Source organism: Williamsia sp. z34, from assembly GCF_059553395.1.
Map to the genome: position 1 here is coordinate 25,643 of NZ_JCANWW010000009.1, position 24,024 is coordinate 49,666.

At 65.7% G+C, this 24,024-nt stretch carries 22 protein-coding genes; 8 read left to right on the forward strand and 14 right to left on the reverse strand.

The annotated features are described in order from the left end of the window. Positions 1-8 precede the first annotated feature (8 nt). Positions 9-599 (forward strand): dihydrofolate reductase family protein, encoded by a 591-nt coding sequence (locus AC51GT_RS20425; RefSeq protein ID WP_496326790.1) that lies wholly within the window; start codon positions 9-11, stop codon positions 597-599. 9 nt (positions 600-608) lie between these two features. Here the strand turns inward: AC51GT_RS20425 and AC51GT_RS20430 are convergent, their stop codons facing one another. Beyond that, entirely contained in the window at positions 609-1,151 is a 543-nt protein-coding gene (locus AC51GT_RS20430; protein WP_496329983.1) for a GNAT family N-acetyltransferase, read from the reverse strand. An 85-nt stretch (positions 1,152-1,236) separates the two neighbouring features. Here AC51GT_RS20430 and AC51GT_RS20435 point away from each other — a divergent pair, with 85 nt between their 5' ends. Both AC51GT_RS20435 and AC51GT_RS20440 read left to right on the forward strand, forming a co-directional pair. Continuing rightward, positions 1,237-3,264, forward strand: coding sequence for a DUF6541 family protein (locus tag AC51GT_RS20435; protein ID WP_496329984.1), 2,028 nt, complete (start codon positions 1,237-1,239; stop codon positions 3,262-3,264). Further along, positions 3,264-4,190, forward strand: coding sequence for an NAD-dependent epimerase/dehydratase family protein (locus AC51GT_RS20440; RefSeq protein ID WP_496326793.1), 927 nt, complete (start codon positions 3,264-3,266; stop codon positions 4,188-4,190). Before AC51GT_RS20435 ends, AC51GT_RS20440 begins: the two co-directional genes overlap by 1 nt. Before the next feature lie 95 nt (positions 4,191-4,285). Here AC51GT_RS20440 and rfbB read toward each other — a convergent pair whose 3' ends face one another. Further along, positions 4,286-5,290, reverse strand: a complete 1,005-nt coding sequence (gene rfbB / locus AC51GT_RS20445; RefSeq protein ID WP_496329985.1) for a dTDP-glucose 4,6-dehydratase — start codon at positions 5,288-5,290, stop codon at positions 4,286-4,288. An 83-nt stretch (positions 5,291-5,373) separates the two neighbouring features. Here rfbB and rfbA point away from each other — a divergent pair, with 83 nt between their 5' ends. Next, entirely contained in the window at positions 5,374-6,249 is an 876-nt protein-coding gene (gene rfbA / locus AC51GT_RS20450; protein ID WP_496326795.1) for a glucose-1-phosphate thymidylyltransferase RfbA, read from the forward strand. A 20-nt stretch (positions 6,250-6,269) separates the two neighbouring features. Beyond that, on the forward strand, positions 6,270-6,899 hold the full coding sequence (locus AC51GT_RS20455; protein WP_496329986.1) for a dTDP-4-dehydrorhamnose 3,5-epimerase family protein: 630 nt from the start codon (positions 6,270-6,272) through the stop codon (positions 6,897-6,899). Positions 6,900-6,918: 19 nt separating this feature from the next. Here AC51GT_RS20455 and AC51GT_RS20460 read toward each other — a convergent pair whose 3' ends face one another. From AC51GT_RS20460 to AC51GT_RS20490, 7 genes are all read right to left on the reverse strand, one after another. Beyond that, a complete protein-coding gene (locus AC51GT_RS20460; protein WP_496329987.1) occupies positions 6,919-7,605 on the reverse strand; it encodes a HEAT repeat domain-containing protein in 687 nt (228 codons plus the stop codon). Positions 7,606-7,734: 129 nt separating this feature from the next. Continuing rightward, on the reverse strand, positions 7,735-9,021 hold the full coding sequence (locus AC51GT_RS20465) for an HNH endonuclease signature motif containing protein (protein WP_496329988.1): 1,287 nt from the start codon (positions 9,019-9,021) through the stop codon (positions 7,735-7,737). A 554-nt stretch (positions 9,022-9,575) separates the two neighbouring features. Then, positions 9,576-10,187 carry an ABC transporter ATP-binding protein gene (locus tag AC51GT_RS20470; protein WP_496329989.1) on the reverse strand — a complete coding sequence of 204 codons (612 nt, stop codon included), beginning with the start codon at positions 10,185-10,187 and terminating at the stop codon, positions 9,576-9,578. Next, the gene (locus AC51GT_RS20475; RefSeq protein ID WP_496326800.1) at positions 10,184-10,951 is read right to left on the reverse strand and encodes an ATP-binding cassette domain-containing protein; all 768 of its coding nucleotides are present in this window, start codon (positions 10,949-10,951) and stop codon (positions 10,184-10,186) included. The genes AC51GT_RS20470 and AC51GT_RS20475 overlap by 4 nt, the downstream gene beginning before the upstream one ends. Further along, positions 10,948-11,778 carry an ABC transporter permease gene (locus AC51GT_RS20480; protein WP_496329990.1) on the reverse strand — a complete coding sequence of 277 codons (831 nt, stop codon included), beginning with the start codon at positions 11,776-11,778 and terminating at the stop codon, positions 10,948-10,950. Before AC51GT_RS20480 ends, AC51GT_RS20475 begins: the two co-directional genes overlap by 4 nt. Continuing rightward, positions 11,775-12,734, reverse strand: coding sequence for an ABC transporter permease (locus AC51GT_RS20485; RefSeq protein ID WP_496330078.1), 960 nt, complete (start codon positions 12,732-12,734; stop codon positions 11,775-11,777). The genes AC51GT_RS20480 and AC51GT_RS20485 overlap by 4 nt, the downstream gene beginning before the upstream one ends. A 29-nt stretch (positions 12,735-12,763) precedes the next feature. After that, complete coding sequence (locus AC51GT_RS20490; protein WP_496329991.1) at positions 12,764-14,380, reverse strand: ABC transporter substrate-binding protein; 1,617 nt, start codon at positions 14,378-14,380, stop codon at positions 12,764-12,766. 27 nt (positions 14,381-14,407) lie between these two features. On the opposite strand from AC51GT_RS20490, the gene AC51GT_RS20495 reads away from it, so the two are divergent. Then, positions 14,408-14,710: an ArsR/SmtB family transcription factor gene (locus AC51GT_RS20495; RefSeq protein WP_496326803.1), complete on the forward strand. Its 303-nt coding sequence runs from the start codon at positions 14,408-14,410 to the stop codon at positions 14,708-14,710. On the opposite strand, the gene AC51GT_RS20500 is transcribed toward AC51GT_RS20495, so the two are convergent. Then, positions 14,704-15,078, reverse strand: a complete 375-nt coding sequence (locus tag AC51GT_RS20500) for a DUF2304 domain-containing protein (RefSeq protein WP_496326804.1) — start codon at positions 15,076-15,078, stop codon at positions 14,704-14,706. The genes AC51GT_RS20495 and AC51GT_RS20500 overlap by 7 nt on opposite strands. A gap of 6 nt (positions 15,079-15,084) precedes the next feature. Continuing rightward, positions 15,085-15,801, reverse strand: coding sequence for a polyprenyl-phospho-N-acetylgalactosaminyl synthase PpgS (gene ppgS / locus AC51GT_RS20505; RefSeq protein ID WP_496329992.1), 717 nt, complete (start codon positions 15,799-15,801; stop codon positions 15,085-15,087). A gap of 123 nt (positions 15,802-15,924) precedes the next feature. Here ppgS and AC51GT_RS20510 point away from each other — a divergent pair, with 123 nt between their 5' ends. Then, entirely contained in the window at positions 15,925-16,785 is an 861-nt protein-coding gene (locus AC51GT_RS20510) for a glycosyltransferase family 2 protein (RefSeq protein ID WP_496330079.1), read from the forward strand. Here the strand turns inward: AC51GT_RS20510 and AC51GT_RS20515 are convergent. After that, entirely contained in the window at positions 16,729-17,973 is a 1,245-nt protein-coding gene (locus AC51GT_RS20515; RefSeq protein ID WP_496326806.1) for a polysaccharide biosynthesis protein, read from the reverse strand. The genes AC51GT_RS20510 and AC51GT_RS20515 overlap by 57 nt on opposite strands. Then, entirely contained in the window at positions 17,974-19,338 is a 1,365-nt protein-coding gene (locus tag AC51GT_RS20520; protein WP_496326807.1) for a M1 family metallopeptidase, read from the reverse strand. Between the two features lie 196 nt (positions 19,339-19,534). Here AC51GT_RS20520 and AC51GT_RS20525 point away from each other — a divergent pair, with 196 nt between their 5' ends. Next, complete coding sequence (locus AC51GT_RS20525; RefSeq protein WP_496326808.1) at positions 19,535-19,957, forward strand: DoxX family protein; 423 nt, start codon at positions 19,535-19,537, stop codon at positions 19,955-19,957. Between the two features lie 5 nt (positions 19,958-19,962). Here the strand turns inward: AC51GT_RS20525 and AC51GT_RS20530 are convergent, their stop codons facing one another. Continuing rightward, entirely contained in the window at positions 19,963-23,847 is a 3,885-nt protein-coding gene (locus AC51GT_RS20530; protein ID WP_496329993.1) for a Pls/PosA family non-ribosomal peptide synthetase, read from the reverse strand. Between the last annotated feature and the right edge of the window lie 177 nt (positions 23,848-24,024).

Consider the following 24,024-nt stretch of genomic DNA (forward strand, 5'->3'; position numbering starts at 1 on the left):
ACCGTCGTATGACTCGAATCATCGCGGACATCTCGGTTTCCCTTGACGGCTTCGTCACCGGGCCCGGCGCCGGCCCGGACGACGGGCTGGGCGTTGGCGGCGAGGCCCTGCACACCTGGGCGTTCTCCGACGATCCCGACGACAAACGGGTTCTGGGTGAAGGGACCGCCCGGTCGGGGGCTGTTGTCATGGGTCGGCGGCTCTTCGACGTGGTGGACGCACCGGGTGGTTGGGACGACGATGTCGGGTACGGCGCCGGGGAGGTCGGCAAACCCTCGTTTGTGGTGGTCACGAGTACGCCGCCCGCATCGATGCGGCTCACCGACCTCGATTGGACGTTTGTCACGACGGGTCTGTCCGACGCCGTCGCTGCGGCACGGCGACGAGCGGGGGACCTCGATGTCGTCCTGATGGGCGGCGGTGCCACGACAGGTTCGGCGATCGCAGCGGGGTTGGTCGACGTGCTGAGCCTGCACCACGCGCCGGTGATCCTGGGTGCCGGGACGCCGTTGTTCGCCGGCGGCCCCACGCGCACGTTGATGCGGCAAAGCGTGACCCCGACCTCGACAGCGATACACGCCACCTACCAGGTCGTCTGATCGCAGCGGCTACGCTCTGGGATCCGTCCGGAGGAGGCCGTGCAGCACCACGTCGTGGCGTCGGCCGTCCTTACCCAGTGCCGCCGACCGCGCGACGCCTTCTTCGACGAACCCACACTTGCCGGCCACCGCCCGCGAGCCGGCGTTCTCTGCGTAGGCGTCCAGGCACACCCGGACGGCCCCGATCTGCCAGGAGTAGTCGATGAGTAGTCGGGTCGCGCGGGTGGCGATGCCCCGCCCACGTGCCCACGGGGCGACCGCGTACCCGATTTTGGTGATCGCATCGTCGTCTTCGGAGTGCAGGCTGCACAGGCCGAGGAAACTGTTGGCGTCATCGACGATCGCCAGATCGAACCCCGGCCAGACCCGCACCGACCGACTCTCGACGAAGTCGCGGGCATCGGCTGCGGTGTACGGACTCGGCACCATCGTGAACGCGACGGTCAGCGGATCCTGGCTCGCGGCGTGCACGGATGGGATATCGGCACTGGTCAGAGGCCGCAGGGTGATCACCCGATCGGTCAATGTCGGGATATGACGTGGCCAGTCCATATGCTTCAACCTAGTGCGCAGAGGCCTCGTTTAAGGTTCTAACCGAACTTGATGGCGAGACTCGCAACCGACGGATGGGATCTGAATGCTGCTGGCCGCATGGGTCACGGTGGTCACGGCAGTGATCATGATCGTGCCCGGCGCACTTGTCGGCCGACGGATGTCGTTGCCCTGGCCGGTGGCCGTGGCGGCGGGGGCGCCCCTCACCTTCGGGATGGTCGGCCTGTTCACGGTGTTGTATGGCGTCGTCTCGATCCCGTGGAATCTGCTCACCGCGCTGCTCATGGTGGTGGTGTGCTGGCTGATCGCGTGGGGCTGGGACCGTGGTGCTCGCCGCCTGGGATGGCTCGCGCCGACCCCGGTCGCCGATACGCCAGGTCCGAGCCGTCGGTCGCTGCTGCTGATGGCCGGGGGTGTGCTGCTGGGCGCGGTGATCATCATGATGTCGTCGATCCGGCGACTCATGGGCACCACGTTCCTCGGTTTGAACAACGTCTCGCAGGTATGGGATGCGCTCTGGCATGCCGACGCGCTGCGCTGGATCCATCAGACCGGCGATGCGTCCGCGCTGCACATGGGCGAACTGATGAACTACGACACCGGCGGGTTCAACTACTACCCCAACACCTGGCATTCGCTGGGATCTCTGCTGTACCCGCTGACCGGCGCCAACACGGTGGAGATCTACAACGTCTACTCACCGGCGGTGCTGGCGTTCACCCTGCCGATCAGCATCGGGGCGCTGGCGTACTGGCTCGGCCGCAGCCGGCTCGATCCCGACCGGGCCGCGGTGTTCGCGGCTCTGGCCGCAGCGATCACCGCCGTGTTCCCCTCCCTTCCGTACGTCGAGCTGGCCTTCACGGCCGTTCCGAACGCGGTCGGGGTGTCGCTCGCGCCGGTCACCGCGGTGCTGGTCGCCTCGGCGCTGACCGATCGGCGTCGGATACTTGCTGCTGCACTGGCGATCGCGGGTACCGCCGCGACACATCCGTCCGGCCTGGTCGTCGTCGCTGCCATCGTCGGGCTGTGGTGGGTCTTGCAGCGGTTGTGGGCACCCGTTCGCGGCAGGCTGGGTGACGTCGCCGGTCTGGCGGCGATCGGTGCAGCCGCGCTGGTGCTGATCAGCCCGGTGATCATCGGCACCCTCAAGATGTCGGACAACAACGAGCTCTCCGGATACGGGTTCCGCGATGCGGACGCGACCGCCGGTGGCGCGCTGGCCCGCGCGGCTTTTCAGGGCACCGATCTGCTCGAGAGCAACTATCCGCTGATCTACCTGCTGGTTCCGGCCGCGATCGGTCTGGTCTGGATGGTGTGGTCCAGAAGCTGGGGCATGGTCGCGGCGTGGATCGTGTTCGTCCTGACCACTGCCAACGCCATCTATGACTTCGGGGGATTGCCGTCGGAGTTGCTGGGCACCTTCGGCGGATACTTCTACAATTCGCCGCACCGTCTCACCTTCGTCGTGTCGATGTTCACCGCGGCGGCCGCGGGAATCGGTGTGGGCGTCGTGGTCTTGTGGGCGGCGGGTCTACTGAGCAGACGGGAACGGTTCCGCGGCAACGTCTTGGTGATCCCGGCGGTGACGATGGTCGGGTTGCTTCTGGTCCTGGGGGCCGGGGTCTGGCGTTACGCCGACAACGGCAAGATCGCCACGCAGTACCGGAGCGAGCTGCGCATCGGCGTCGAAGATGTCGAGGCCTACAAATGGCTTGCGCAACAACCCGACGCGCGCGACACGGTGATCCTCAACAACCTGGATCAGGGCACCGGCTGGATGTATCCGGTGGCAGGTCTGACGCCGCTCTTCCCGTTCTATCGGGCCAACGATTTCAGTGCGCGGCAGACCGAGCTCCACTGGAATGTGGCCAAGATCGGCAGTGACCCGGAAATCGATCAGATCGTGCGGGATCTGAACATCCGCTACGTCATCGACGCCCCGCCGAGTTATTGGCCGTTCCAGCAGGGTCCACCGCGACCGGACGAGGGCATCTTCGGAGACCCCTATCTGCAATTGCGTGAGTCCGGGGCGCCGGGATTGCGGGAGATCTATCGCCAAGGCAATGTGACCATTTTCGAGGTCACCGAAGAAGTACGGAACGGGACGCGGTAATGCGCACATTGGTCACCGGCGGCGCCGGTTTCATCGGATCGACGCTGGTCGACCGGCTTCTCGACCAGGGACACGAGGTGGTCGCCGTAGATGACTTCTCGCGGGGGCGCCGCGAGAATCTTCAGGCCGCGATCGCACGTGGTGCCACGGTGGTCGAGGGTGACATCACCGTCGTCGATCTCAATGAGGTTGTCGCACAGGCCGAGCCGGAGGTCATCTTCCACCTGGCCGCGCAGATCGATGTCCGGGCGTCGGTGACCGATCCCCTGCATGACGCTCAGGTGAACGTGCTGGGAACGATCCGGCTCGCCGAGGCGGCCCGGCTGGCCGGTGTCCGCAAGATCGTCTTCACGTCATCGGGCGGTTCGATCTACGGATCGCCCGAGCACCTGCCGGTGGCCGAGACCGCGGCATTGGCGCCGATGAGTCCTTATGCCGCGGCCAAGGTCAGCGGCGAGATCTACCTCAACATGTACCGGTCGCTCTACGGCCTCGACTGCACCCACATCGCGCCGGCGAATGTCTATGGGCCACGCCAGGATCCACACGGTGAAGCCGGTGTGGTCGCGATCTTTGCCAAGCACCTTCTTGCCGGCACGACGACCAAGTTGTTCGGCGACGGCGGCAACACCCGCGACTACGTGTACGTCGACGACGTGGTCGCCGCATTCGTGTTGGCGTCCTCCGAAGCCGGTGGTGGGCAACGCTTCAACGTCGGCACCGGGGTGCAGACCTCCGACCGGGAATTGCACACGATGGTCGCCGCTGCCGCCGGCGCGGCCGACAATCCGACCTTCGAACCGGCCCGCCTCGGTGACGTCCGGGATTCGTCGATCGATGGATCACTGGCCGGCGAGGTGCTCGGCTGGAGCCCGGCGGTGTCGTTGACCGAAGGCATCAAGCGGACTGTCGACTACTTCCGATAGGCCAATCCCACCCAAAATTCGCGCCACCTGCCTGCATTCGCGCCAGTTGCAACCGGCGCGTACGCAGGTACGTGGCGCGAATTCGGGTAGGCGGGTCAGTCGACCACTTTTTCGGTGGTGGCGTATTTGTTTTCGGTGGCTTGTTTGAGTGGTTGCCACCACCCGGGGTTGTTGCGGTACCAGTCGATGGTGTCGGCCAGGCCGGTGCGGAAGTCGAGAAATTGCGGTTGCCAGCCGAGTTCGGTGCGTAGGCGGGTGGAGTCGATGGCGTAGCGCAGGTCGTGGCCGGGGCGGTCGGTGACGAAGTCGAAGGCGTCTGTGGGTTGCCCGGTCAGTTCGAGGATGGTTTCGATGACGGTGCGGTTGTCGGCTTCGCCGTCGGCGCCGATCAGGTAGGTTTCGCCGATCTGGCCTTTGTCGATGATGGTCCAGACGGCGTCGTTGTGGTCGTTGACGTGGATCCAGTCGCGGACGTTGGTGCCGGTGCCGTAGAGCTTGGGGCGGATGCCGGAGAGCACGTTGGTGATCTGGCGGGGGATGAACTTTTCGATGTGTTGGTAGGGGCCGTAGTTGTTGGAGCAGTTGGAGATGGTCGCTTGCACCCCGAAGGAGCGGACCCAGGCGCGCACGAGCAGGTCGCTGCCGGCTTTGGTCGAGGAGTAGGGGCTCGAGGGGTTGTAGGGGGTGGCTTCGGTGAAGCGGTGCGGGTCGTCGAGTTCGAGGTCGCCGTAGACCTCGTCGGTGCTGATGTGGTGGTAGCGGACGCCATGTTTGCGGACCGCTTCGAGCAGTGAGAAGGTGCCGACGATGTTGGTGTGGACGAAGCTGGTGGGGTCGGCCAGGGAGTTGTCGTTGTGGGATTCGGCGGCGAAGTGGACCACCAGGTCGGCGTCGGCGACCAATCGGTCGACGAGTTCGTTGTCGGCGACGTCGCCTTTGACGAACTCGATGCGGTCGGCGACCGGTGCCAATGATTGTGCGTTGGCGGCGTAGGTCATCGCGTCAAGGACGACTATCTGCGCATCAGGCCTGGTGGCCAGGGTGCGGTGCACAAAATTGGCGCCGATGAAACCGGCGCCACCGGTGATCAGTACCCGCATTTGCTGCCTCCATTCGCTGGTGCAACCCTACCGACCGGCTCAGTTCTGGGCAGTGACAGGACCCGCACCCTATGGTGTGAACCATGCGCGGAATCATTCTGGCCGGGGGAACCGGATCGAGGTTGCATCCGATCACTCAGGGTGTCAGTAAACAGCTGGTGCCGGTATACGACAAACCGATGATCTATTACCCGCTGACCACCCTGATGCTCGCGGGAATCCGGGACATCCTGATCATCACCACACCCCACGACGAGGCCGCGTTCCAGTCTCTCCTCGGCGACGGCTCCCAATTCGGTCTGTCGCTGACCTATCAGGTGCAGGCCAGTCCCGACGGACTCGCGCAAGCATTTGTGTTGGGCGCCGATCACATCGGCAACGATTCGGTGGCCCTGGTCCTGGGCGACAACATCTTCTACGGCCCCGGTCTGGGCGAACAACTCAACCGTTTCCAGAGCATCGACGGCGGTGCGGTCTTCGCCTACTGGGTCCGCAACCCCGAAGACTACGGCGTGGTCGATTTCGACGCCCAGGGCAAAGCCGTTGACCTGCAAGAAAAACCCGAACACCCCAAGTCCAACTATGCCGTGCCGGGCCTGTACTTCTACGACAACGACGTCGTCGAGATCGCCGCCGGCCTGCAGCCCAGTGCCCGCGGCGAATACGAGATCACCGACGTCAACCGCACCTACCTCGACCAGGGCCGCCTGCAGGTCGAGGTCCTGCCCCGCGGCACCGCCTGGCTCGACACCGGCACCTTCGACTCGCTGCTCGATGCCGGGAACTTCGTGCGTACCGTCGAACAACGCCAGGGGCTGAAAATCGCTGTCCCAGAAGAAGTTGCCTGGCGCCGCGGATTCATCGACGACAACCAACTCGAAGCCGTGGCGAACAAGCTCCTCAAATCCGGGTACGGCAGTTACCTCTTGGGCCTACTACAGCGCGGCAAAGACCACTGACGACATGGAACACTGACCTCATGCAGATTGAACCCCTGTCCATCGACGGTGCCTTTGTGATCACCCCGAAGATGTTCGGTGACCCCCGTGGACTGTTCATGGAATCGTTCCGCGCCGACCTGCTCACCGAAGCGATCGGCCATCCCTTCGACCTGCAACAGGCCAACCTGTCGGTCTCCGCGGCCGGCGTCCTACGCGGAGTGCACTTCGCCGACGTCCCACCCGGACAAGCCAAATACGTCAGCTGCCCCAAAGGTGCCATCTACGACATCGTCGTCGACATCCGCGTGGGCTCACCGACATTCGGCCAATCAGAAGGCGTCCTGCTCGACGACTCCAACCGCAAAGCCCTCTACGTCGGCGAAGGACTCGGCCACGCCTTCGTCAGCCTCGAAGACGACTCGGTCGTGACCTACCTGTGCTCAGCCGGCTACAACCCCACCGGCGAACACGGCATCTCACCCCTGGACCCCGCACTGAACCTCAACCTACCCAGCACCGCCCGCGACGGCAGCCCACTGACCTTCACACTCTCCGACAAAGACACCGCCGCACCAACACTGGCCCAAGCCCGGGACTCCGGTCTACTACCGGACCACGGTGAGGTCACTGCCTTCTTGCAGGCACTGGCAGATCCGACCCTCGGCTGACGGTTTCTCCGAATCCGCCTCACAGCAGGCGGGCGAGTCGCTTCTTGCGCAGGTTGTTGGTGACGATCCACGCGATGTCGGGGTCTGAATCATCGAGGCGCTGAAACTCCGCCAGGCCAGGCCGGGGATCGGCCGCCACAGCCACGCTCCAGCAGTAGCCGAGTGCCTGCCGGAGGGTGCGTACCCCCGGGTCCCGGCGAGTCTGCAGCGACCGCGCCGCCAAATGTGCCGTGGCACGTTTGCAGGCCTCGATCGCCACCGCGGCAGCCGCCGGGTCACGCAGCAGTCGAGGCTCGCAGATCGCGGCAATGGCTGCCCGCTGCACCAGAGGGCCCGAATCGTCGACCCACTGTTTGACGATTCGGTGCAGGGCAGCCGGGTCTTTGTCGCCGAGGCGCTGCAGCCCGATGGCGACCCCTTCGCGGATCCGCCACCGGTCTTCGGCGGCCAAAGCCCGCATGCGCGCCGCCACGTCATTCTCCGCGGCACGAGCGCCGAGGCAGACTGCGCCGCAGAACATCCGGTACTCGTCACCGCTGCTGATCAGGGCGTCGACGAGCTCGTTGGCGGCGAGGTCCGCCAGGGCCATTGCCAGTTCGATGTTGCCCCGTGGTCCTGGAAGCCCCGAGTTCGCATCCAGGAATGCGGGCCACGACGACCTTTCCAGCTGATTCAGTTGTTGCTGCCAGTCGGCTTTGCTGACCATACGGAGACCTCCCGCGATGAATCCGGTACCGGAGCCCGCCACACTATTCAGTTTTCAAGGATCGCGCAGTACGCAGCTTCCGCTGCGTTGCTTTTGCATCTGGAATCAAGCAGTTCTGGGATTGCCTGCCTATGCGGCGGTGAGCTCGGTGGTCAGGGTGCGGCGGGCGTTGGATCTGATCGGGGTCCTGGTGGCATCGTCCGGGGCGATGAACCACGGATGACCATCGCGATTGATGAACACCTCCCAGCCACGGTGATGGATATAGCGGTGGTGTCGCCGACACAGCAGGACCATGTTGATCATGCTGGTGCCCCCGCCATGGCTCCAGAAGTCGATGTGGTGGGCATCCGTCCGCCCGGGAGGGCAGTCACAACCGGGGAAGGCGCAGCCCCGGTCGCGGGCGATCAACGCTTTGCGGATCGCCGGAGTCACGGTCCGTTGATCGCGGCCGACATCGAGTGGCACCGAATTGTTGTCGAGCAAGATCTTCGTGATCACCGAATCACAGGCCACCAGCTGCGCGGTCGATGCTGATGCGGGTCCGGTCCATTCAAAGGCCGGCGCCAACGCGGGCGCCTTGGCGCCCGGGATGCCGCGTAGTTGCAGCGCCTGCAGGTGTTCCGGGGTCACCGTGACCACCACATGCGGTTTGGCGCCGCCGCGCGTCGGACGATCCTCTTGATCGAGGTACGAATCCAGCAGGCGTTCCAGAGCATCCGCACGGACCTGGGCATTCGATCGACGGTCCGGTGAACCGTCGGGTTCGGGTACCGGCGTCGACAACGGATCGAGGGCGACCCGCAGTTTCTCGCCCAGCAGGTTATCCAGATCCAAGGTGCCGTGACTGCGGCCGTCGTCACCGTTCCCGAGCGTGAACTCGTTGAGTTCATGGTTTTCGGCGTCGGGTATTTCTTTATCCGGCGGCGACAACACGATCGCCATGTGGCGTGCTCGCTCCGACACCGCCGCCGGACTCGCCATCAAGGCCTCGGTGAGCAAGCCGCGCACACAGTCAGCGCGGTCCTCGTCGGCCAGATCCGGGTTCCGCCGCTCAATGTGGTTGAGGCCCTTGACTATCGAGTCCACATGCTCACCCGACAGCGCTCCGTCGACACCGTAGGCCGCTACCGAGGGAATGTCGCCGAGAGCCTTACCCACCCGCACATATCGATGGGCCGCTACCGGCGCCATCCCCTCCTGCTGCAACAACCGCGCTGTGGAACCCGCGCCCGATTTCTGCGCCAACCCGAGCCGGTCGACTTCCCCGACCAGGCGGAAAAGTATCTGTTCCACAACATGATTGAGTCGGATAACCGTCACCGTGCGAGCTGAAATCTCAGCATCATCCCCGGCGACCACAGCCGCATCCCCGGCCAGATCTGACAACCTGGCGAACATTCCCCCGAAGTCCATGGGACAAGTTTACGGCCTAAAACCGATTCGCACAAGCTTTCGAATGGACTCATTCGGCTGTGGCGCAATATCTTTCGCCAGACTCACGTCTGGGGCCGAGTAGTGTATCGAAGTGGTCTGACAGCAGCGCCGTCGCCGCGACCGGGCCAATGGTGGTAGTGACAATTGGCCACCGGTGGTGGCCAAACCGACTGCCGCTGGCGGTATTTTGTTGGCCGAGTCCTTACTGGGAGCACTCTTCCGTGGTTGGTGTCCGCTTCGATCTGAGTGCTGGCGAGTTGCCTGCCAAACCGGCCAGGGCCATCGCCAATGCGGCCCATTTCAACGGGTGGAAAGCCCTGAGGTGCTGTGTCGTTGCAGGCTCGGCGCAGAGGTCAGGATGTCAAGAACACCAGTCAAGTCCATGGCGATCTGGAGGAACCCGTTTCATCGGATGTTCCCTCAAGACTGTACGTGGGTTGACCGCAACCGCGGGGATGGCCACCTGGTGCGGCCCGGGCACTGAACAACAGAACTGTCCATTGAGGCGCGCTCGTAGCTGCGCGCCGGTGGCTTCACAACTGCAGTCGGGACGAGGTACAGAGTCGATCGAGCAGTGTGTTGTCGTGGCTGACGAGCGCGATGGCCGTTCCGGCGTCGGATAGTTGTCGGAGCAGGTCGACGACGGCGGTGGTGGCGATGGGATCGAGCATCGCGGTGGGTTCGTCGCAGAGTAGAAACGCCGGTTCCCCGACGAGTACCCGTGCGAGGCAAGCGCGTTGGAGTTGTCCGCCACTGACCTGGGTTGGAAATCTGGTGAACAATTCCGGATCGAGTCCGACGCGGTCGGCAACTGCGATGAGATCAACGCTGCGTCCGGCGATGTCGGCGGGCTCGGTGATGATCTGGGAGAGTGTCCAGCGCGGGTTGCAGACCATTCTCGGATGCTGGTCGAGCATGGCCAACGATCCGGGCGCGGTCTCGGGTTCGCCGTCGTAGGAGATCGATCCGGAATCGGGTATCTGTAGCCCGGCGATGACGCGGAGCAGGGTGGTCTTCCCGCTGCCCGACGGCCCGATCACGCCGGTGATCTCACCTGAGTGCAGCTCCACGTCGACGTTCTCCAGGATGGTCTGGTCGCCGAATCGAACCGAGATCGACTTCGCTTGCAGGAAATGGCTGTTCACGCTGAGATCCCATCGAAGAACTGGCTGACATAGGTGTTGTCGATGCGCAGCACCGACGTCGGTGTGCCGTCGGCAACGATCCGGCCGGATCGCATCAACGCAACGGAATCGCAGATCTTCTGTGCAAAAAGACTTCTCACGTCGTGGGTGATGACCAGAACCGCTGCGCCGGTGTCTGCGATCGAGCGCAAGAGTCCCCAGGTCGCCGCCGCGAGGTCGGGGTCGAGCGCGGAGGTGGGTTCGTCGGCCACCACGACCGACGGGTTGCCGGCCAACGCGGCAGCAATCGCGGCGCGCTGTGCCATGCCGCCGGACAGCTCATGTGGAAACAGATCCAGCGCCGAAACCGGGAGTTCAACGAGTTCGGCCAACTCCTCGGCACCGCAGTTGCCATCCAAGACGCGAATACACTCTTCGATCTGAGAGCCCACAGTCCGCACCGGGGTGAAGGAGGTGGCGGGGGATTGTGGAATCAGACCGACATGACGTCCGCGGATCTGGCGCCAACGCTTCTCGTCGTTCGGCGCGATTGCCTCCCCGCCGATCTCGACGTCACCGCTGACCTGGCACCCGGGCGGGAGGAGGCCGCAGAGCGCCACTGCGACAAGGGACTTCCCGCACCCGGATTCACCCATGAGCGCGGTCACCTCGCCGCGGCCGAGGGTCAGATCCACACCGGCAAGTCCGGTCACACTCGGTGACCCGCGACCGCCCCTGGTGGCGATCTCCACCTTCAGATCGCGGATGAGGGCACCGGCGCTCACCAGATCGCTCCCGGTGGCGGTTCCATTCGTCGCCGTAGCCCGGACGCGGCGGCCGCAATGGCCAGGGCGGTGAGGACGAGGGCTCCGGCGGGCACCGCCAACGTCCACCAGGCGCCCAGCATCACGTCACCGCGTGCCTGCCCGAGAAGTGTGCCCAGACTGGCCCGGTCCGGCGACAGCCCGACCCCCAGAAACGACAGTGTCGATTCATGCCACACCGCATGGGGCAACAACATCACCATCGCCACCAGCGCCTGACCGCCGACGGCGGGCAGCAGATGGCGCCGCGCGACAAACCAGCGTGAGGCACCGGAGAGCCGGGCCGTGTGCACCCAACCGGACTCGGCGTTGGCCAACAACTCCGCGCGGACGACGCGAGCCACGGCCGGCCAGTGGGTCAGGGCGATGGAGGCGATGATCGCGAGCGGCTCGCCACGCCACATCGCCGCGATGACGATCCCGACCACAAGATGCGGGAGGGCGTTGAACCCGTCGACCACACGCATGACCACGGCATCGATCCAGCCACCCGCGGTTACGGATAACAGGCCGATCATAATCCCGAGAACTGTTGCCACAACGGCACATATGGCTGCCATGAGCAACGAGATCCGGAGTCCTTCGGCGGTTCGGACCAGCAGGCTGTAGCCGGAATGATCGGTCCCCATCAGATTGTCGGCGGCGGGTGCTCGGAGGGATTTGCTGAAGTCGGCCACCTGATCACCGGCGAGCACCGGGATCAAGATTGCGAAGAGTGCGATGGCCGCGAGGAGCAGCCATGGCCAATGTCGGTGCGTCCGGTGCCTGATCAGGCTCTGTGTACTCATGCTGCCATCCCGATCCGTGGATCCAGTGCGGTGGCGGCGGCGTCGGAGAGTGCGGACCCCACCAGCACCGCGAGTGCCGATCCGACCGCCAGTGCGGCCATCAATGGAAAGTCCAGTGCGGCAGCAGAGTCCACCAGCACAGAGGCGACCCCGGGCCATCCGAAGATCGTCTCGACGATCGCCGCGCCGGCGATGACCTCGGGAAGCCGCGTTCCCAACAATGCAAGTGTCGGGGCCACGGAGGTGGGAAGGACGTGTCCGCGCATCAGGGCCGCGCCACCGATTCCGCGTGCGCGGGCGGCGTGGACCGCATCGGAGCCGATGGATTCGACGACTGCCGCGCGGGTGGTGAGAAGTAGCCACGGAATCTGCGAAAGTGTCAGGGCCACAAAGGGCAACACCGCGTGTACGAGTATTCCGGATGCGGTGTACGGATCCCCCGGTTCACGGGCCCCGGAGGTGGGGAACCAGCGCAATCCCACCGCCAGTACCGACACCAGGACGAGGGAGACGACAAACGGGGGAACCGACGCGAACAGTGCCGAACCACCGGAGCAGAGTTTGTCGATGAGGCCGCCACGTCGCATCCCGGCGACCGCGCCGAGACCGACGGCGATGAGCGTGGCGGCGAGCAGTGCGACCGCGGACAGCCCGACGGTGAAGGGCAGTCTGCCGGTGAGAACCTCGGCCACGGGCAGGGATTGGGTCGATGACCAGCCCAGATCGCCGTGCAGCACATCGCGGATCCACTGCCACCACGCGTCGTACCAGGTTTGGTCGGTGTTGTAGGCGTCGGCGGTGGCCCGGCGCTGCGACGCGGTGGCGTTCTGGTAGTTGTCGCCCAGATAGGCGGCCAGCGGATCGAACGGCGAGAGCGATGCGAGCAGGAAGATGGCAGCGGAGACCGCGATGGTCACCGGGATCGCAATCAGGGCACGAAGTCCCAGCAGGCGCATCGCCGGGACCAGCCTTCGTCTGGCGGTGTTCACCGCTTCCAGGCCGTGATGTTCCACCACGGGCCCCACGTCACGCCATGGGAGTGTGGTTCGAGGATGGGTGCGCTCTGCTTCCAGCCGAGGTCGCCGTATGCGTAGGTGTGGTCGAGGAAGGCCAGGAACACCGACGACGGCTGCGCCATGTAGATGGCCTGGATCTCTCGGTACCGGGCGTCGTTCTCCGGTGTGGTCGGCGATTCGCGGGCCTGCTGCAGGAGTTCGTCCAGCCCGGGCGCGGTGAAGTTGCCCGGATTGGAGTAGGGCGACGAGTCCGGGACACGGGTGTGGAGTGTGTTGTAGACCTGAGAGTCGATGCTGTAGGGCGTATCTCCGCCGCCGAGCAGGACCGCCGAAGTGTCCATTCTGGTCTCGATGTCGTCCCAGCTGCTGCCGCGTGGTGTGACCTCGATGCCCAGCGGCTGCATGGCGGCGGCAAACGCGACGGCAAGATCGCGTCGCAGGGTGTCCTGCGCGTTGTACAGCAACTCGAATGATGCTCGGACGCCGTCCTTTTCGCGGACGCCCCGGTTGGTCCCAATTCGCCAGCCGGCGGAGTCGAGGATCGCCGCGGCCTGTGCCGGGTCGTGCTCGAACACCGCATCCGGATTGTGGGCGTCCCCGTAGACGTCGGCCACCGGGGTGCTGGCCGGCCGGCCGTGACCGGCCAGGACATCGGTGATCATCGCGTCGCGGTCGACGCCGTGGTTCATGGCCAGGCGGGCTCGCGGATCGGTCGTGAAAGTGTTGCCTGCGGGAAACGACACCCCCCGCCAGTCGGCCGACCGGACCCCGACCGTCTCGATGCCGTCCCGGCCATCAAGGGCGGCGAGCATCTTGGGGGGTAGGGGACCGCCATCGACCTCGCCGGTCGAGATCTGCGCGGACCGGCTGTTGTCGTCGGGGCTGTGGGTGAAAACCATTGTGCTCACCTGCGGTAGCGGTCCCCAGTAGTCGGAGCGGGCGATCATCACCGCCTGGTCGGCGTCCAGGCTTTCGAGCTCATAAGGGCCGGTACCAACGGGTTTGGTGTTCAGCGCCCAGTCGGCGGCCGGTGCATTCTCGATCATCTCCGAGGGCGCGATACCGAGCAGGAGGTACGGCGAAGGATCGGAATCGGTGTTCATGGTGACTGTCACGGCATCCGGTCCGTCGGCGGCAACCTCCACGATGGGTTCGAGTCCGGCCGAGATCTCGGACGCGACAACCGGATTGCGTACCGCGTCATAGGTCGCGACCACATCCGCCGCGTCGAACTCCGAACCATCGGAGAAACTGACATCCGGGCGCAGGGTGAGCCGCCACTGCCGCGGCGCGACGAGTTCTGGGGCGCCGCCGGCGAGTGAGGGGACCAGTGCGGGCAGCGTGGTGTCGGTATCCGACTGCGGTCTCAGCAGTCCCTCGTACAGCGGTGATACGCCCAGCGCGCCGTATCCCGATACCGGGTTGTAACCCCCGAGCGGACCGCTGTCGGCGAGCACGATGCGGGTCGAGTCCTCAGCCGGCGGTGACGAACACCCGGCCAGGACCAGGGTCCCCGCGGTTGCAATCAATGCCAGACGCACGAACACCGTGGAACCCCTCGCCTCGATATGTGTCTGGACAGACACATTTGATGTGTGCCGTAGCCTAGCATCGTGAGCCATCCGAAGGGTGACATCGACGACTGGGCCAAACGGTTTGCCCTGCTGTCTGATTCCACCCGGCTGCGCCTGCTCACCCACATGCACGAACACCCCGGGGCAGTGGTGGCCGAACTCGCCGAGGCGGCGGGGATCACCGAGAACGCTGCGTCGCAATCCCTGCGGGCGCTACGGGATCAGGGCTGGGTGACCACCACGAAGACCGGTCGTTCCGTGCAGTATCGGGTGGTGGCCGACGCCATCGTGCACCGAATCCTTCATGACGTCATGGGTGCCGAGCACCCGCACCATCACTGAGCCGGATCGGCGGGGGGCTGCTGCGGTTCGTGTTTGTTCTCGTTCGCCGCGTTCTGCAGCGCCACCGAACGTGCCAGCCGCGCATATTTGATCTCGATATCCCGGAACCGCAGGTAGGTGCTGATCGTGGTGAAGGCGAATGCGACCACCAGTCCGTACAACACCAGGTCGGTGCCACGTCCGACGCCCACCCAGCCCGCGATCACCGTCAGATCGTCCGGCCGCAGCAACGCGTAGACGCCAAACGCCAGGAACGCCAAGAAGATCAGCTTCACCCACGCCGAGGCCCGGGCACTGCCGCGGCGGGTGATGAAGTAGCCGACCATCAGTAGTACGGCAAGGATCAGAAGTATCTGGATGACCAGCATGGGGTGCTACCGCCTCATCCGGCCACCGAGCAGGCCGTCGCTCAAGATGTTGACACCGTTGAGCAGTGACTGGCCCTTGGCCATCGAATACTCGGTGTAGAGGATGGTCACCGGTTGTTCGGCCACCCGCCACTTGTACTCATCGATGAGCGCGACGAACTCCGACGCGTGGCTCATCCCGTTCATGATCAGGTCGAGTTGACCGGCCACCGTGGAATTGAAGACGCGCAGTCCGTTGTGGGCGTCGGTCAGACCCATCCGGCGGGTCCGGGGACTGAGGAAGACGATGGTGCGCAGTGCCATCCGCTTGATCACCGGGACGCTCTTGCTGCGGTCTTCGGCAAAGCGGGTGCCGATTACGATGTCGAGTGGCTCGTTGCGCAGCCGTTCGAGCATGGCGACCACATCGTCGACCTGGTGCTGTCCGTCGGCATCGAACGTCACGAAGTATCGGGCTCCGGGCTGCGCCCTCGCATATTCGACACCGGTCTGGATCGCGGCGCCCTGGCCGAGGTTCACCGGGTGACGGACGAGATCGGCTCCCGAGGCCCGAATCTCGGAGACGGAGTTGTCCTTGCTGCCGTCGTCGACGCAGACGATGTTCGGGAACGTCTTCTTCGCCGCGGTGATCACCGATCGGATCACCGGTTCCTCGTTGAACACCGGAACGATCAGCCAGACGTCGGAATTGCCGGTGCCGGCGGGTGAGACAGTGATGATCACACCTCCACGCGCACATCGACCGGGTACCGAAACAGGTCCCGGACAACCCAACCGCTGTCGGGCCGATAGGCAGTCTATCGGTCTCGCCGCTGTACGCTGCGGAGCGTGCCAGCTGTCGACGTCATGTTGCCGTTCTACGGTGACGTGGATCAACTGAAAGCCGCGGTCCGTAGCGTGCTGGATCAGACCTTCACGGACTTCCGGCTGGTGGTGGTCGACGATCAGTACCCCGACCCCGAGCCCGCTCGCTGGCTGCAATCACTCGGTGACGTCCGGGTGCACCACCTCCGCAACGACGTGAACCTCGGCGTCAACGGCAACTTCCGGCGTTGTGTCGACCTCGTCGAGGCTCCCGCGTTCACACTCATGGGCTGCGACGACATGATGGCGCCCGAACATCTGGCCACGGCGCTGGACGCACTCGAGGCGCATCCGGCTGCGGCGGTCGTCCAACCCGGTGTGCAGGTCGTCGATGTCGACGACTCCGTCGTGCGGCCGCTGGGTGACCGGGTGAAGGCCCGGATGACACCCCAGGCGCCGGCCGTCCTACAGGGTGAGGCGCTGGCCGCGAGTCTGTACCGCGGCAACTGGACGTACTTCCCGTCTCTGGTCTGGCGGACCTCGGCGGCCAAACCGATCGGCTTTCGGCCCGGGCTCGAGATCGTGCTCGACCTGGCCCTGCTGGTCGACATCGCGCGGTCGGGCGGTGCGCTGGTCCTCACCGACCGCGTCACCTTCTCCTACCGCAGGCACACCGGTTCGGTGAGCTCGCTGCAGGCCGTGGACGGCAGGCGTTTCGACGAGGAACGCGCCTTCTTTTCGGGCGAGGCACAGCGGTGTGTGGAGATCGGCTGGCCCGATGCGGCCCGTGCCGCGCGCCGCCACCTGACCTCCAGGTTGAACGCGGCGACCCTGGTGCCCGCAGCGTTACTCGGCAGGCAGTGGCCGGTTGTCTCCGTGCTCGCGCGGCACGTTGTCCGCTGAGGCCGACCGCGCGGCCCACAGGTGCACGGCCATCCCGATCAACGGCCCGGCGATGAGGGCGACCGAGACCCGCACCTCGAGGTCGGCCGGTACGAACAGCAGGGCGACGCTCGCGGCGGTGGCCACCCACCAGCCGGCCGCGTAGAGACGGTGCTGCCCGACGGCCAGCGCCATCGCACCGGTCAGCGTGAGCACCGCCATCGCCACCGCGCCGATGGTCAGCGCGGCGATGGTGACACCCGAGAGGCGGTAGTCGCCGCCGAAGACGGTCTCGAGCAGCCACGGACCGACCAGCCAGGCCAGGGCCGCGCCGATCACGCCGACCCCGGTCACGATCAGCAGCGGGGTCATCAATGACGCCACCACCCGGTGGCGATTCTCGACGAACCGGCTGATCAGGACGCCCTGAAAGCTGTTCAGTGGCACCAGCAGTGGAGCCCGGGTCAGAGTCACCGCCAGGATCACGGCCCCGGCAACAGAGTCGAGGTCGCCGGAGGTGGACAGTTTGATCAGCACCGGGAAACCCATGACGAGGGCGGCACTGGCGAGCGCGGCGGCCATGGCCGTGAAGGTGTTTCGGGTCAATTCCCGGACCGCGACATCGCCGCGGGCACCCAGTGCCTCCCGGGCCGGCCGCAGGCACAGGACGACAATCGCCGACGACACCGTGCCCGCCACGGTCATCACCAGGAACGCGAACAAACCCCAGCCGGCGATGACGGCAATGATGGTCAGTGCCAAGCGGATCAGCGCATCGACGATGAGCAGTGCGGCAAAAGGTCCCCACCTGCCGAGTCCGGACAGGGCACCGCCGAGACCGGCGTAGACCCCGAACGCCGCGACACCCGCGGCGAGCAACAGCACCGATTCGATGCGGTACCACTCGAATACCGCTCCGGCCCAGCCGATCGACGTCGCCGCCACGACCAGGGCCAGGCCGATCCCGACCGCCGCGTTGAGCGGCATCAGCCGTGCGGCCTTCTCGCCCGCGTCCGCGATCCGGGCGCCCCGGATCGCGCGGGTCGTTTCCTGGAGCTGCCCGTTCTGGGTCCCGGTGACCAGTCCGTACGCGGCCCAGAACACCGCGAATGCCGCGTAGCCGTCGGCACCGAGGGCGCGGGCCGCGAGGAGCAGTACCAGATAGCCGGACACCGCGGCGATCACGGTCGCCAGGGCCACCCGACTCATCTAGACACCCGGGTACGCCGGCAGCGGCTTCTCGTCGAGCCAGCGCTGCCACAGTTCGTTCAGCGGCTCCGGGCTGTGTTTGGCGGCGAGGCCGGTGAAGTCGGCCGAGGTGACGGAGCTGTAGCGGTAGTCCCTCGTCCACTCCCGGAGAAGATCGAAGAAGTTGTTGTCGCCAAGTCGTTTTCGCAGTGCATGCAGAGTCAGTGCGCCACGTTTGTAGACCCGGTCGTCGAACATGTTCTTGGGTCCCGGATCGCCGATCACCAGATCCATGGGGGATGCCGCCAACCGCCCGTAGTATTTACGGGCCTGGGCCTCGGCACTGAGCCCGCCCGAGGCCTCCGACCACAGCCATTCGCTGTAGCAGGCGAATCCCTCGTGTAGCCAGATGTCTTTCCACCGACTCAGCGTCAGTGAGTTACCGAACCACTGATGAGCCAATTCGTGTGCGATCAGTCGCTCGGACGATCCGGAGCCGTCGCAGTGGTTGGCGCCGAAGATCGACATGCCCTGGGCCTCGAGCGGGATCTCGAGTTCGTCGTCGGTGACCACCACCGAGTACTCCGGGAACGGGTAGGGCCCGAACAGGTCGACGAACACCTCCATCATCGACCGCTGCTTGACGAAGTCGAGGTCGAATTCTTTGCGCAGCCGCGGCGGGATCACCGCGTGGATGGGAACGGGCTTGGTGCTGAGTGTCTTTCGGGTGTACGCGCCGATCTGAACGGTGGCCAGGTAGGACGCCATCGGCTCGATCTGCTCGTACACCCAGGTGGTCTGAGCGGCCTTGGTGCGCTTGCTCTTGAGGACGCCGTTGGCGATCGCCATGAAGGGACTGTCGGTGGTGATCGAGATCCCGTACGCGGCTTTGGAACTGGGATGGTCGTCGCAGGGGAACCAGGATGCGGCGCCGTTGGGCTGGCCGGCGACCAGCGAACCCTCGGTGAGCTCTTCCCAGCCGACCTCGCCCCACTGGCCGCGGATCGGCTTCGGATTGCCGGCGTACTTGATGACGATGATCATCCCGCCGCCGGCCGGCAGATCGGTGGCCAGCGTGATGGTGAGTTTGTGACTGCGGTGGGTGTAGCGGGCCGGACGCTTGCCGTTGACGGTGACGCGTTCGACCTTGAGGGCCGATGACAGGTCGATACTGAAGCGGCTCAGGTTGCTGACGGTGGTCGCGGTGATGGCGGCGACACCGGCGAGCCGATTGGTCGCGACCTTGTATTCGAGGTCGAGGTCGTAGCGGGAAACCCGGTATCCGAGATTGCCGTTGGCTGGCAGATACGGGTCGATTCCATCAGATGGGTCACCCAATATCGACTGTCCTGACCGTGAGGATCGCCTGCCGCATTTACCTGGCACAAATCCTCCTGTTCGGTTCCGATCTGCATCGTCGATCGAGTTCAATGGCTCCGGGGTGGGCATCTGAGACGTTGCAACGGCAATTCGTGATCGCTCGTGACGTTACATGGCCACCCTGGCGATGGTGTCTCAAGACCCGTGGGCACACGGCCGGCGAAGTCGACGTACTTTCTTTCGAGGATAAGGACCTACAGTCATGGTTACATCGAGAAGCTTCGCATCCCTGATCGCACGTGTGATCCTGGGCATAATTTTCATCTTCCATGGGTGGCAGAAGTTGAGCACCAACGGAATCGATGCCACCGAGGCGTACTTCAGGTCGCTGGACATCCCTGCGCCCGCTGCCGCGGCCTGGTACTCCGCGCTGGTCGAGTTCGGTGGTGGCATCCTGCTCATCCTGGGTGTACTGACGCCACTGGTCTCGCTGTTGTTGATCGCCGATATGATCGGCGCAATTTTCTACGCCCACATCGACAACGGATTCTGGAACGCCGACGGCGGGTATGAGCTCCCGCTCGCCCTGATCGCCGGACTGGTGGCCGTCGGACTCGCCGACACCGGCCGTGTCGGAGCCGACGGTTACCTGATGAACCGCCGCCGACGTCGCACCCGGGTGTAGCAGCACTAGTTCCACGGTGCGATCGGATTCCCTTGCCAGCGGGTGGAATCGGGGACCACATCGCCTCGCATGACCAGTGAGGCGGGTCCGACGGTGGCACCGGCTCCCAGCCCGGAGGCCGGAAGCGCGACGCAGTGTGGTCCGAGTGTGGCGCCGGGCCCCAGGACGACCTCGTCCATGGCCATCACCCGGTCATGGAAGAGGTGCGTCTGGACAACGCAACCGCGTTGCACGGTGGCGCCGTCGCCCAGGGTCACCAGATCGGCCTCGGGTAGCCAGTAGGTTTCGCACCAGACGCCCTTGCCGATGTGGGCGCCGAGCATCCGCAGCCAGACGTTGAGGATGGGTGTTCCGGTCGCCGCGTTCGCGAACCAGGGCGCGGCGACCGTTTCCACAAAGGCATCGGAGAGTTCGTTGCGCCAGACGAACGAGCTCCACAACGGATATTCGGTGGCCCGGATGCGGCCGACGACAATCCATTTGGCGGCGGCGGCGATGCAGCAGGCGGCGGCGCCGGCAATCAGCAGCACCAGCCCGCTGACGAGGGCCGCCACGTAATAGTTGGTCTCCACGACGACGTACTGCAAGGCGATCAGAACCAGTAATCCCAGGCCGAAGCTGACCATCACCGGGATCAGTCGCATCGTCTCCACCGTCGCGCGGGCGATCTTCAGTCTCGTGGGGGGATCGAATGTCCGGGACGTGTCGGTGCGGGCCGCGGACCGCCGCAGGCGAACCGGTGGACTGCCCAGCCAGCTCGATCCCGATTTCGCCTTGCTCGGTGTCGCCGACAGGACGGCGACCAAGGAGTTCTTCGGGACCTTGCGGCCGGGGCCGGTCATGCCGGAGTTGCCGAGGAAGGCACGTTTGCCGATCTTGGCCTCGTCGATGTGCATCCATCCGCCGCCGAGTTCGTACGACGCGACCATCGTGTCGTCGGCCAGGAACGCGCCGTCGCCGACGGTGGTGAACTTCGGGATCACCAGGGCGGTGGAGATCTCGGTGCCCTTGCCGATGTCGGCGCCCAGGATCCGGAACCAGAGCGGGGTCAGCAGGGAGGCATAGAGCGGGAACAGGAAGGTCCGGGCCGAGTCCATCAACCGCTCGGTCACCCAGACCTGCCACCCGACGCGGGAACGCACCGGGTGATAGCCCTTCTGCATTCCGATCGACATCAACCGCACCAGGACCACGGTGAGCGCCGCGAACACCAGCAGGCTCAGCAGGGTCGCGGCGGGGAGCAGTGCCATCGCGCGCAGCGTCACCGACTCGAGGTCGTGGGCACCGCCTGCCCAGCTGCCGATGATGGTCAGACCGGCAGCCAGGGACACCAGCGGAACCCCGGCCAGCAACACCGACGACACCCCGAAGACAGGCACCCAGTAGCTGCGCCTCGCGGGCCGTTCCTCCGGCCAGGGGCGCTGGGCCTTACCGGTCTTGACCGCAGGCGAACCGGCCCAGCGTTGGCCGCCCTTGACCCGGCCCATCACGGCCGAACCCGGTGCGATCTCGGCGCCCGCGCCAATTCTCGCTCCCGGCAACAGCGTTGATCGCGAACCGATACTGGTGCCGGCACCGATCTCGATCTCGCCGATGTGGACCACGTCCCCGTCGATCCACCAGCCGGACAGGTCGACCTCCGGCTCCACCGAGCAGCCGTCGCCGAGTGTGATCATGCCCGTCACCGGCGGCAACGTGTGCATGTCGACGTCACGGCCGATCTGGGCGCCGAGCGAACGGGCGAAATAGATCATCCAGGGCGCGCCAGAGAGATTCGCGGCACCACTGGCCTCGGTCAGGCGTTCGGCGATCCACAGCCGCAGATGCACCGACCCGCCGCGGGGATGATCACCGGGGCGGACCCCGGCCAGCAACAGTCGGATGCCCGCCGCGGCGGTGAGCATCCGGCCGAGCGGGGTGATGAAGATGATGAAGGCGGCCAGAACGATCCACCAGTTGATCGGATGGATCCAAGGCGCGTCGAAGGCCGCCGACAGGACGTTGTTCACGATGGCCAACCAGGTCGCCCACTGCAGACCGGTCAAGGTGGTCAGCGGTACGGACAGCGCGACCTGGGCCAGTCCGGTTCGGCGCGGGGTCGGCTCTACGATCCGCGGTTCGACCACCGCGCCCGGGTTGAGGTCGTCGAGCATCTGCGCCAGTGAACCGAGCCGGGGGTGGTCGTAGAGGTCGGCGACGGTGACGGTGGGGAATCGCTGGCGCAGAACGGTCACCAGTTGGGCGGCCGCGAGCGAGCCGCCGCCTTCGGAGAAGAAGTCGGCCTTCGCGTCGGTGATACCGACGCCGAGCACCGTTGCCCAGTGCCCGGCCAGCCAGGCCTCGGTCGCGCTGAGGTCGCCGCCGGCGGCCTCGCCGTCACCGGAGGGCAGCGGCCAGGGCAGTGCGTCGCGGTCGACTTTGCCCGAGGTTCGGGTGGGCAGGTCGTCGACCAGCACCAGGCGCGGGATCAGCGCGGCCGGCAAACGATCGGTGAGCTGATCGCGGGCCCGGGCCACGTCGAAATCAGGGTCGGTCGAGACGAGGTATCCGACCAGCAGTGAATTGCCTGCCGCCGATTTCCGGACGGCCGCGGCCGCACCGGCGACCCCGGGGAGATGTTGCAGGGCGTTGTCGACCTCGCCGAGTTCGATGCGGCGTCCGCCCACCTTGACCTGATCGTCGGCGCGGCCCATGAACACCAGGCCTTCGGGCTCGAACCGGACCAGGTCGCCGCTGCGGTACGCGCGTTCCCAGCCCAGGGTCTCCATCGGTGAGTATTTCTCGGCATCTTTGACCGGATCCAGATAGCGGGCGAGTCCGACCCCGCCGATCACCAGCTCGCCGATCTCACCGACGTCGACCTGTTTCTGTTCTCCGTCGACCACGGCCAGATCCCAGCCGGCCAGCGGCAGTCCGATCCGGACCGGCCGGCTGCCGTCGAGCCGGGCGGCGCACGCCACCACGGTCGCCTCGGTGGGGCCGTAGGTGTTCCACACCTCGCGTCCGTCGACGGCCAGCCGCTCGCCGAGTTCGGGCGGGCAGGCCTCACCGCCGAAGATCAGCAACCGGACCGCTTCGAGGGCTTCCGGGGGCCAGAGGGCGGCCAGCGTCGGGACCGTGGAGACCACGGTGATGTCACGCTGGACGAGCCACGGGCCCAGGTCCATGCCCGAGCGCACCAGCGAGCGGGGCGCGGGGACCAGGCAGGCGCCGTGCCGCCACGCCAGCCACATCTCCTCGCAGGACGCGTCGAAGGCGACCGACAACCCGGCCAGCACCCGGTCGCCGGGACCGAGCGGTTCGTCCTGCAGGAACAGCATGGCCTCGGCGTCGACGAACGCCGCCGCGTTGCGGTGGGTGACGGCCACACCTTTCGGCGTGCCGGTGGAGCCGGAGGTGAAGATGATCCAGGCGTCGTCCCCGATGGTCGGCGGGGTCGGGTTCGCAACGCCCGCACCGCCGGACAGACCGAGATCGGCGGGCCGCCTCAAGCCGTCGGCGCCCAGAACCGCCGCCACCCGGGCCTCACCGAACACCAGGGTGGCCCGCTCCGGTGGATCGTCCGCATCGACCGGCACATAGGCCGCACCGGCCGCGAGGGTCGACAGGATTGCCAGGTACAGCTCACGGGACCCCGACGGCATCCGGATTCCGACACGATCACCGCGCCCGATCCCTCGCGTCCCGAGCCAGGCCGCACCTTCGTTCACCAGATCCATCAGTTCGGCGTACGTCAGAATCGTGTCGCCGTCATCGATGGCCGGCGCATCCGGATGTGCCGACGCGGTCTCGGTCAGTACATCGATGAGGGTCCGTGCGGCTGGTGCCTGCGCAGACCTGCTGAACTGCGCGAGGGTCGGAGCTGTCACCAAGGGCCTTTCTGTCCACATTCGTCCGAACAAGTGTTGCAGTCCAGTCGTGGACTCACGGTGCAACGAGACCACATCGGCCCGTCGCCAGGCATATCCAGGTCGGACCTATTGCTCGGCGGGCGGTGTAACTTCGCCAGAGGTTTGTTTAGAATTCACTGATCACAACGATTTGCCCTGGTCACCGCGAAGGGGACT

Excerpts from the sequence above, each read along its gene's own strand:
- AC51GT_RS20425 (WP_496326790.1), top strand. The coding sequence starts at position 9 with ATGACTCGAATCATCGCGGACATCTCGGTTTCCCTTGACGGCTTCGTC.
- AC51GT_RS20430 (WP_496329983.1), bottom strand. The coding sequence starts at position 1,151 with ATGGACTGGCCACGTCATATCCCGACATTGACCGATCGGGTGATCACC.
- AC51GT_RS20435 (WP_496329984.1), top strand. The coding sequence starts at position 1,237 with ATGCTGCTGGCCGCATGGGTCACGGTGGTCACGGCAGTGATCATGATC.
- AC51GT_RS20440 (WP_496326793.1), top strand. The coding sequence starts at position 3,264 with ATGCGCACATTGGTCACCGGCGGCGCCGGTTTCATCGGATCGACGCTG.
- rfbB (WP_496329985.1), bottom strand. The coding sequence starts at position 5,290 with ATGCGGGTACTGATCACCGGTGGCGCCGGTTTCATCGGCGCCAATTTT.
- rfbA (WP_496326795.1), top strand. The coding sequence starts at position 5,374 with ATGCGCGGAATCATTCTGGCCGGGGGAACCGGATCGAGGTTGCATCCG.
- AC51GT_RS20455 (WP_496329986.1), top strand. The coding sequence starts at position 6,270 with ATGCAGATTGAACCCCTGTCCATCGACGGTGCCTTTGTGATCACCCCG.
- AC51GT_RS20460 (WP_496329987.1), bottom strand. The coding sequence starts at position 7,605 with ATGGTCAGCAAAGCCGACTGGCAGCAACAACTGAATCAGCTGGAAAGG.
- AC51GT_RS20465 (WP_496329988.1), bottom strand. The coding sequence starts at position 9,021 with ATGGACTTCGGGGGAATGTTCGCCAGGTTGTCAGATCTGGCCGGGGAT.
- AC51GT_RS20480 (WP_496329990.1), bottom strand. The coding sequence starts at position 11,778 with ATGAGTACACAGAGCCTGATCAGGCACCGGACGCACCGACATTGGCCA.
- AC51GT_RS20485 (WP_496330078.1), bottom strand. The coding sequence starts at position 12,734 with ATGCGCCTGCTGGGACTTCGTGCCCTGATTGCGATCCCGGTGACCATC.
- AC51GT_RS20500 (WP_496326804.1), bottom strand. The coding sequence starts at position 15,078 with ATGCTGGTCATCCAGATACTTCTGATCCTTGCCGTACTACTGATGGTC.
- AC51GT_RS20510 (WP_496330079.1), top strand. The coding sequence starts at position 15,925 with ATGTTGCCGTTCTACGGTGACGTGGATCAACTGAAAGCCGCGGTCCGT.
- AC51GT_RS20515 (WP_496326806.1), bottom strand. The coding sequence starts at position 17,973 with ATGAGTCGGGTGGCCCTGGCGACCGTGATCGCCGCGGTGTCCGGCTAT.
- AC51GT_RS20525 (WP_496326808.1), top strand. The coding sequence starts at position 19,535 with ATGGTTACATCGAGAAGCTTCGCATCCCTGATCGCACGTGTGATCCTG.
- AC51GT_RS20530 (WP_496329993.1), bottom strand. The coding sequence starts at position 23,847 with ATGTGGACAGAAAGGCCCTTGGTGACAGCTCCGACCCTCGCGCAGTTC.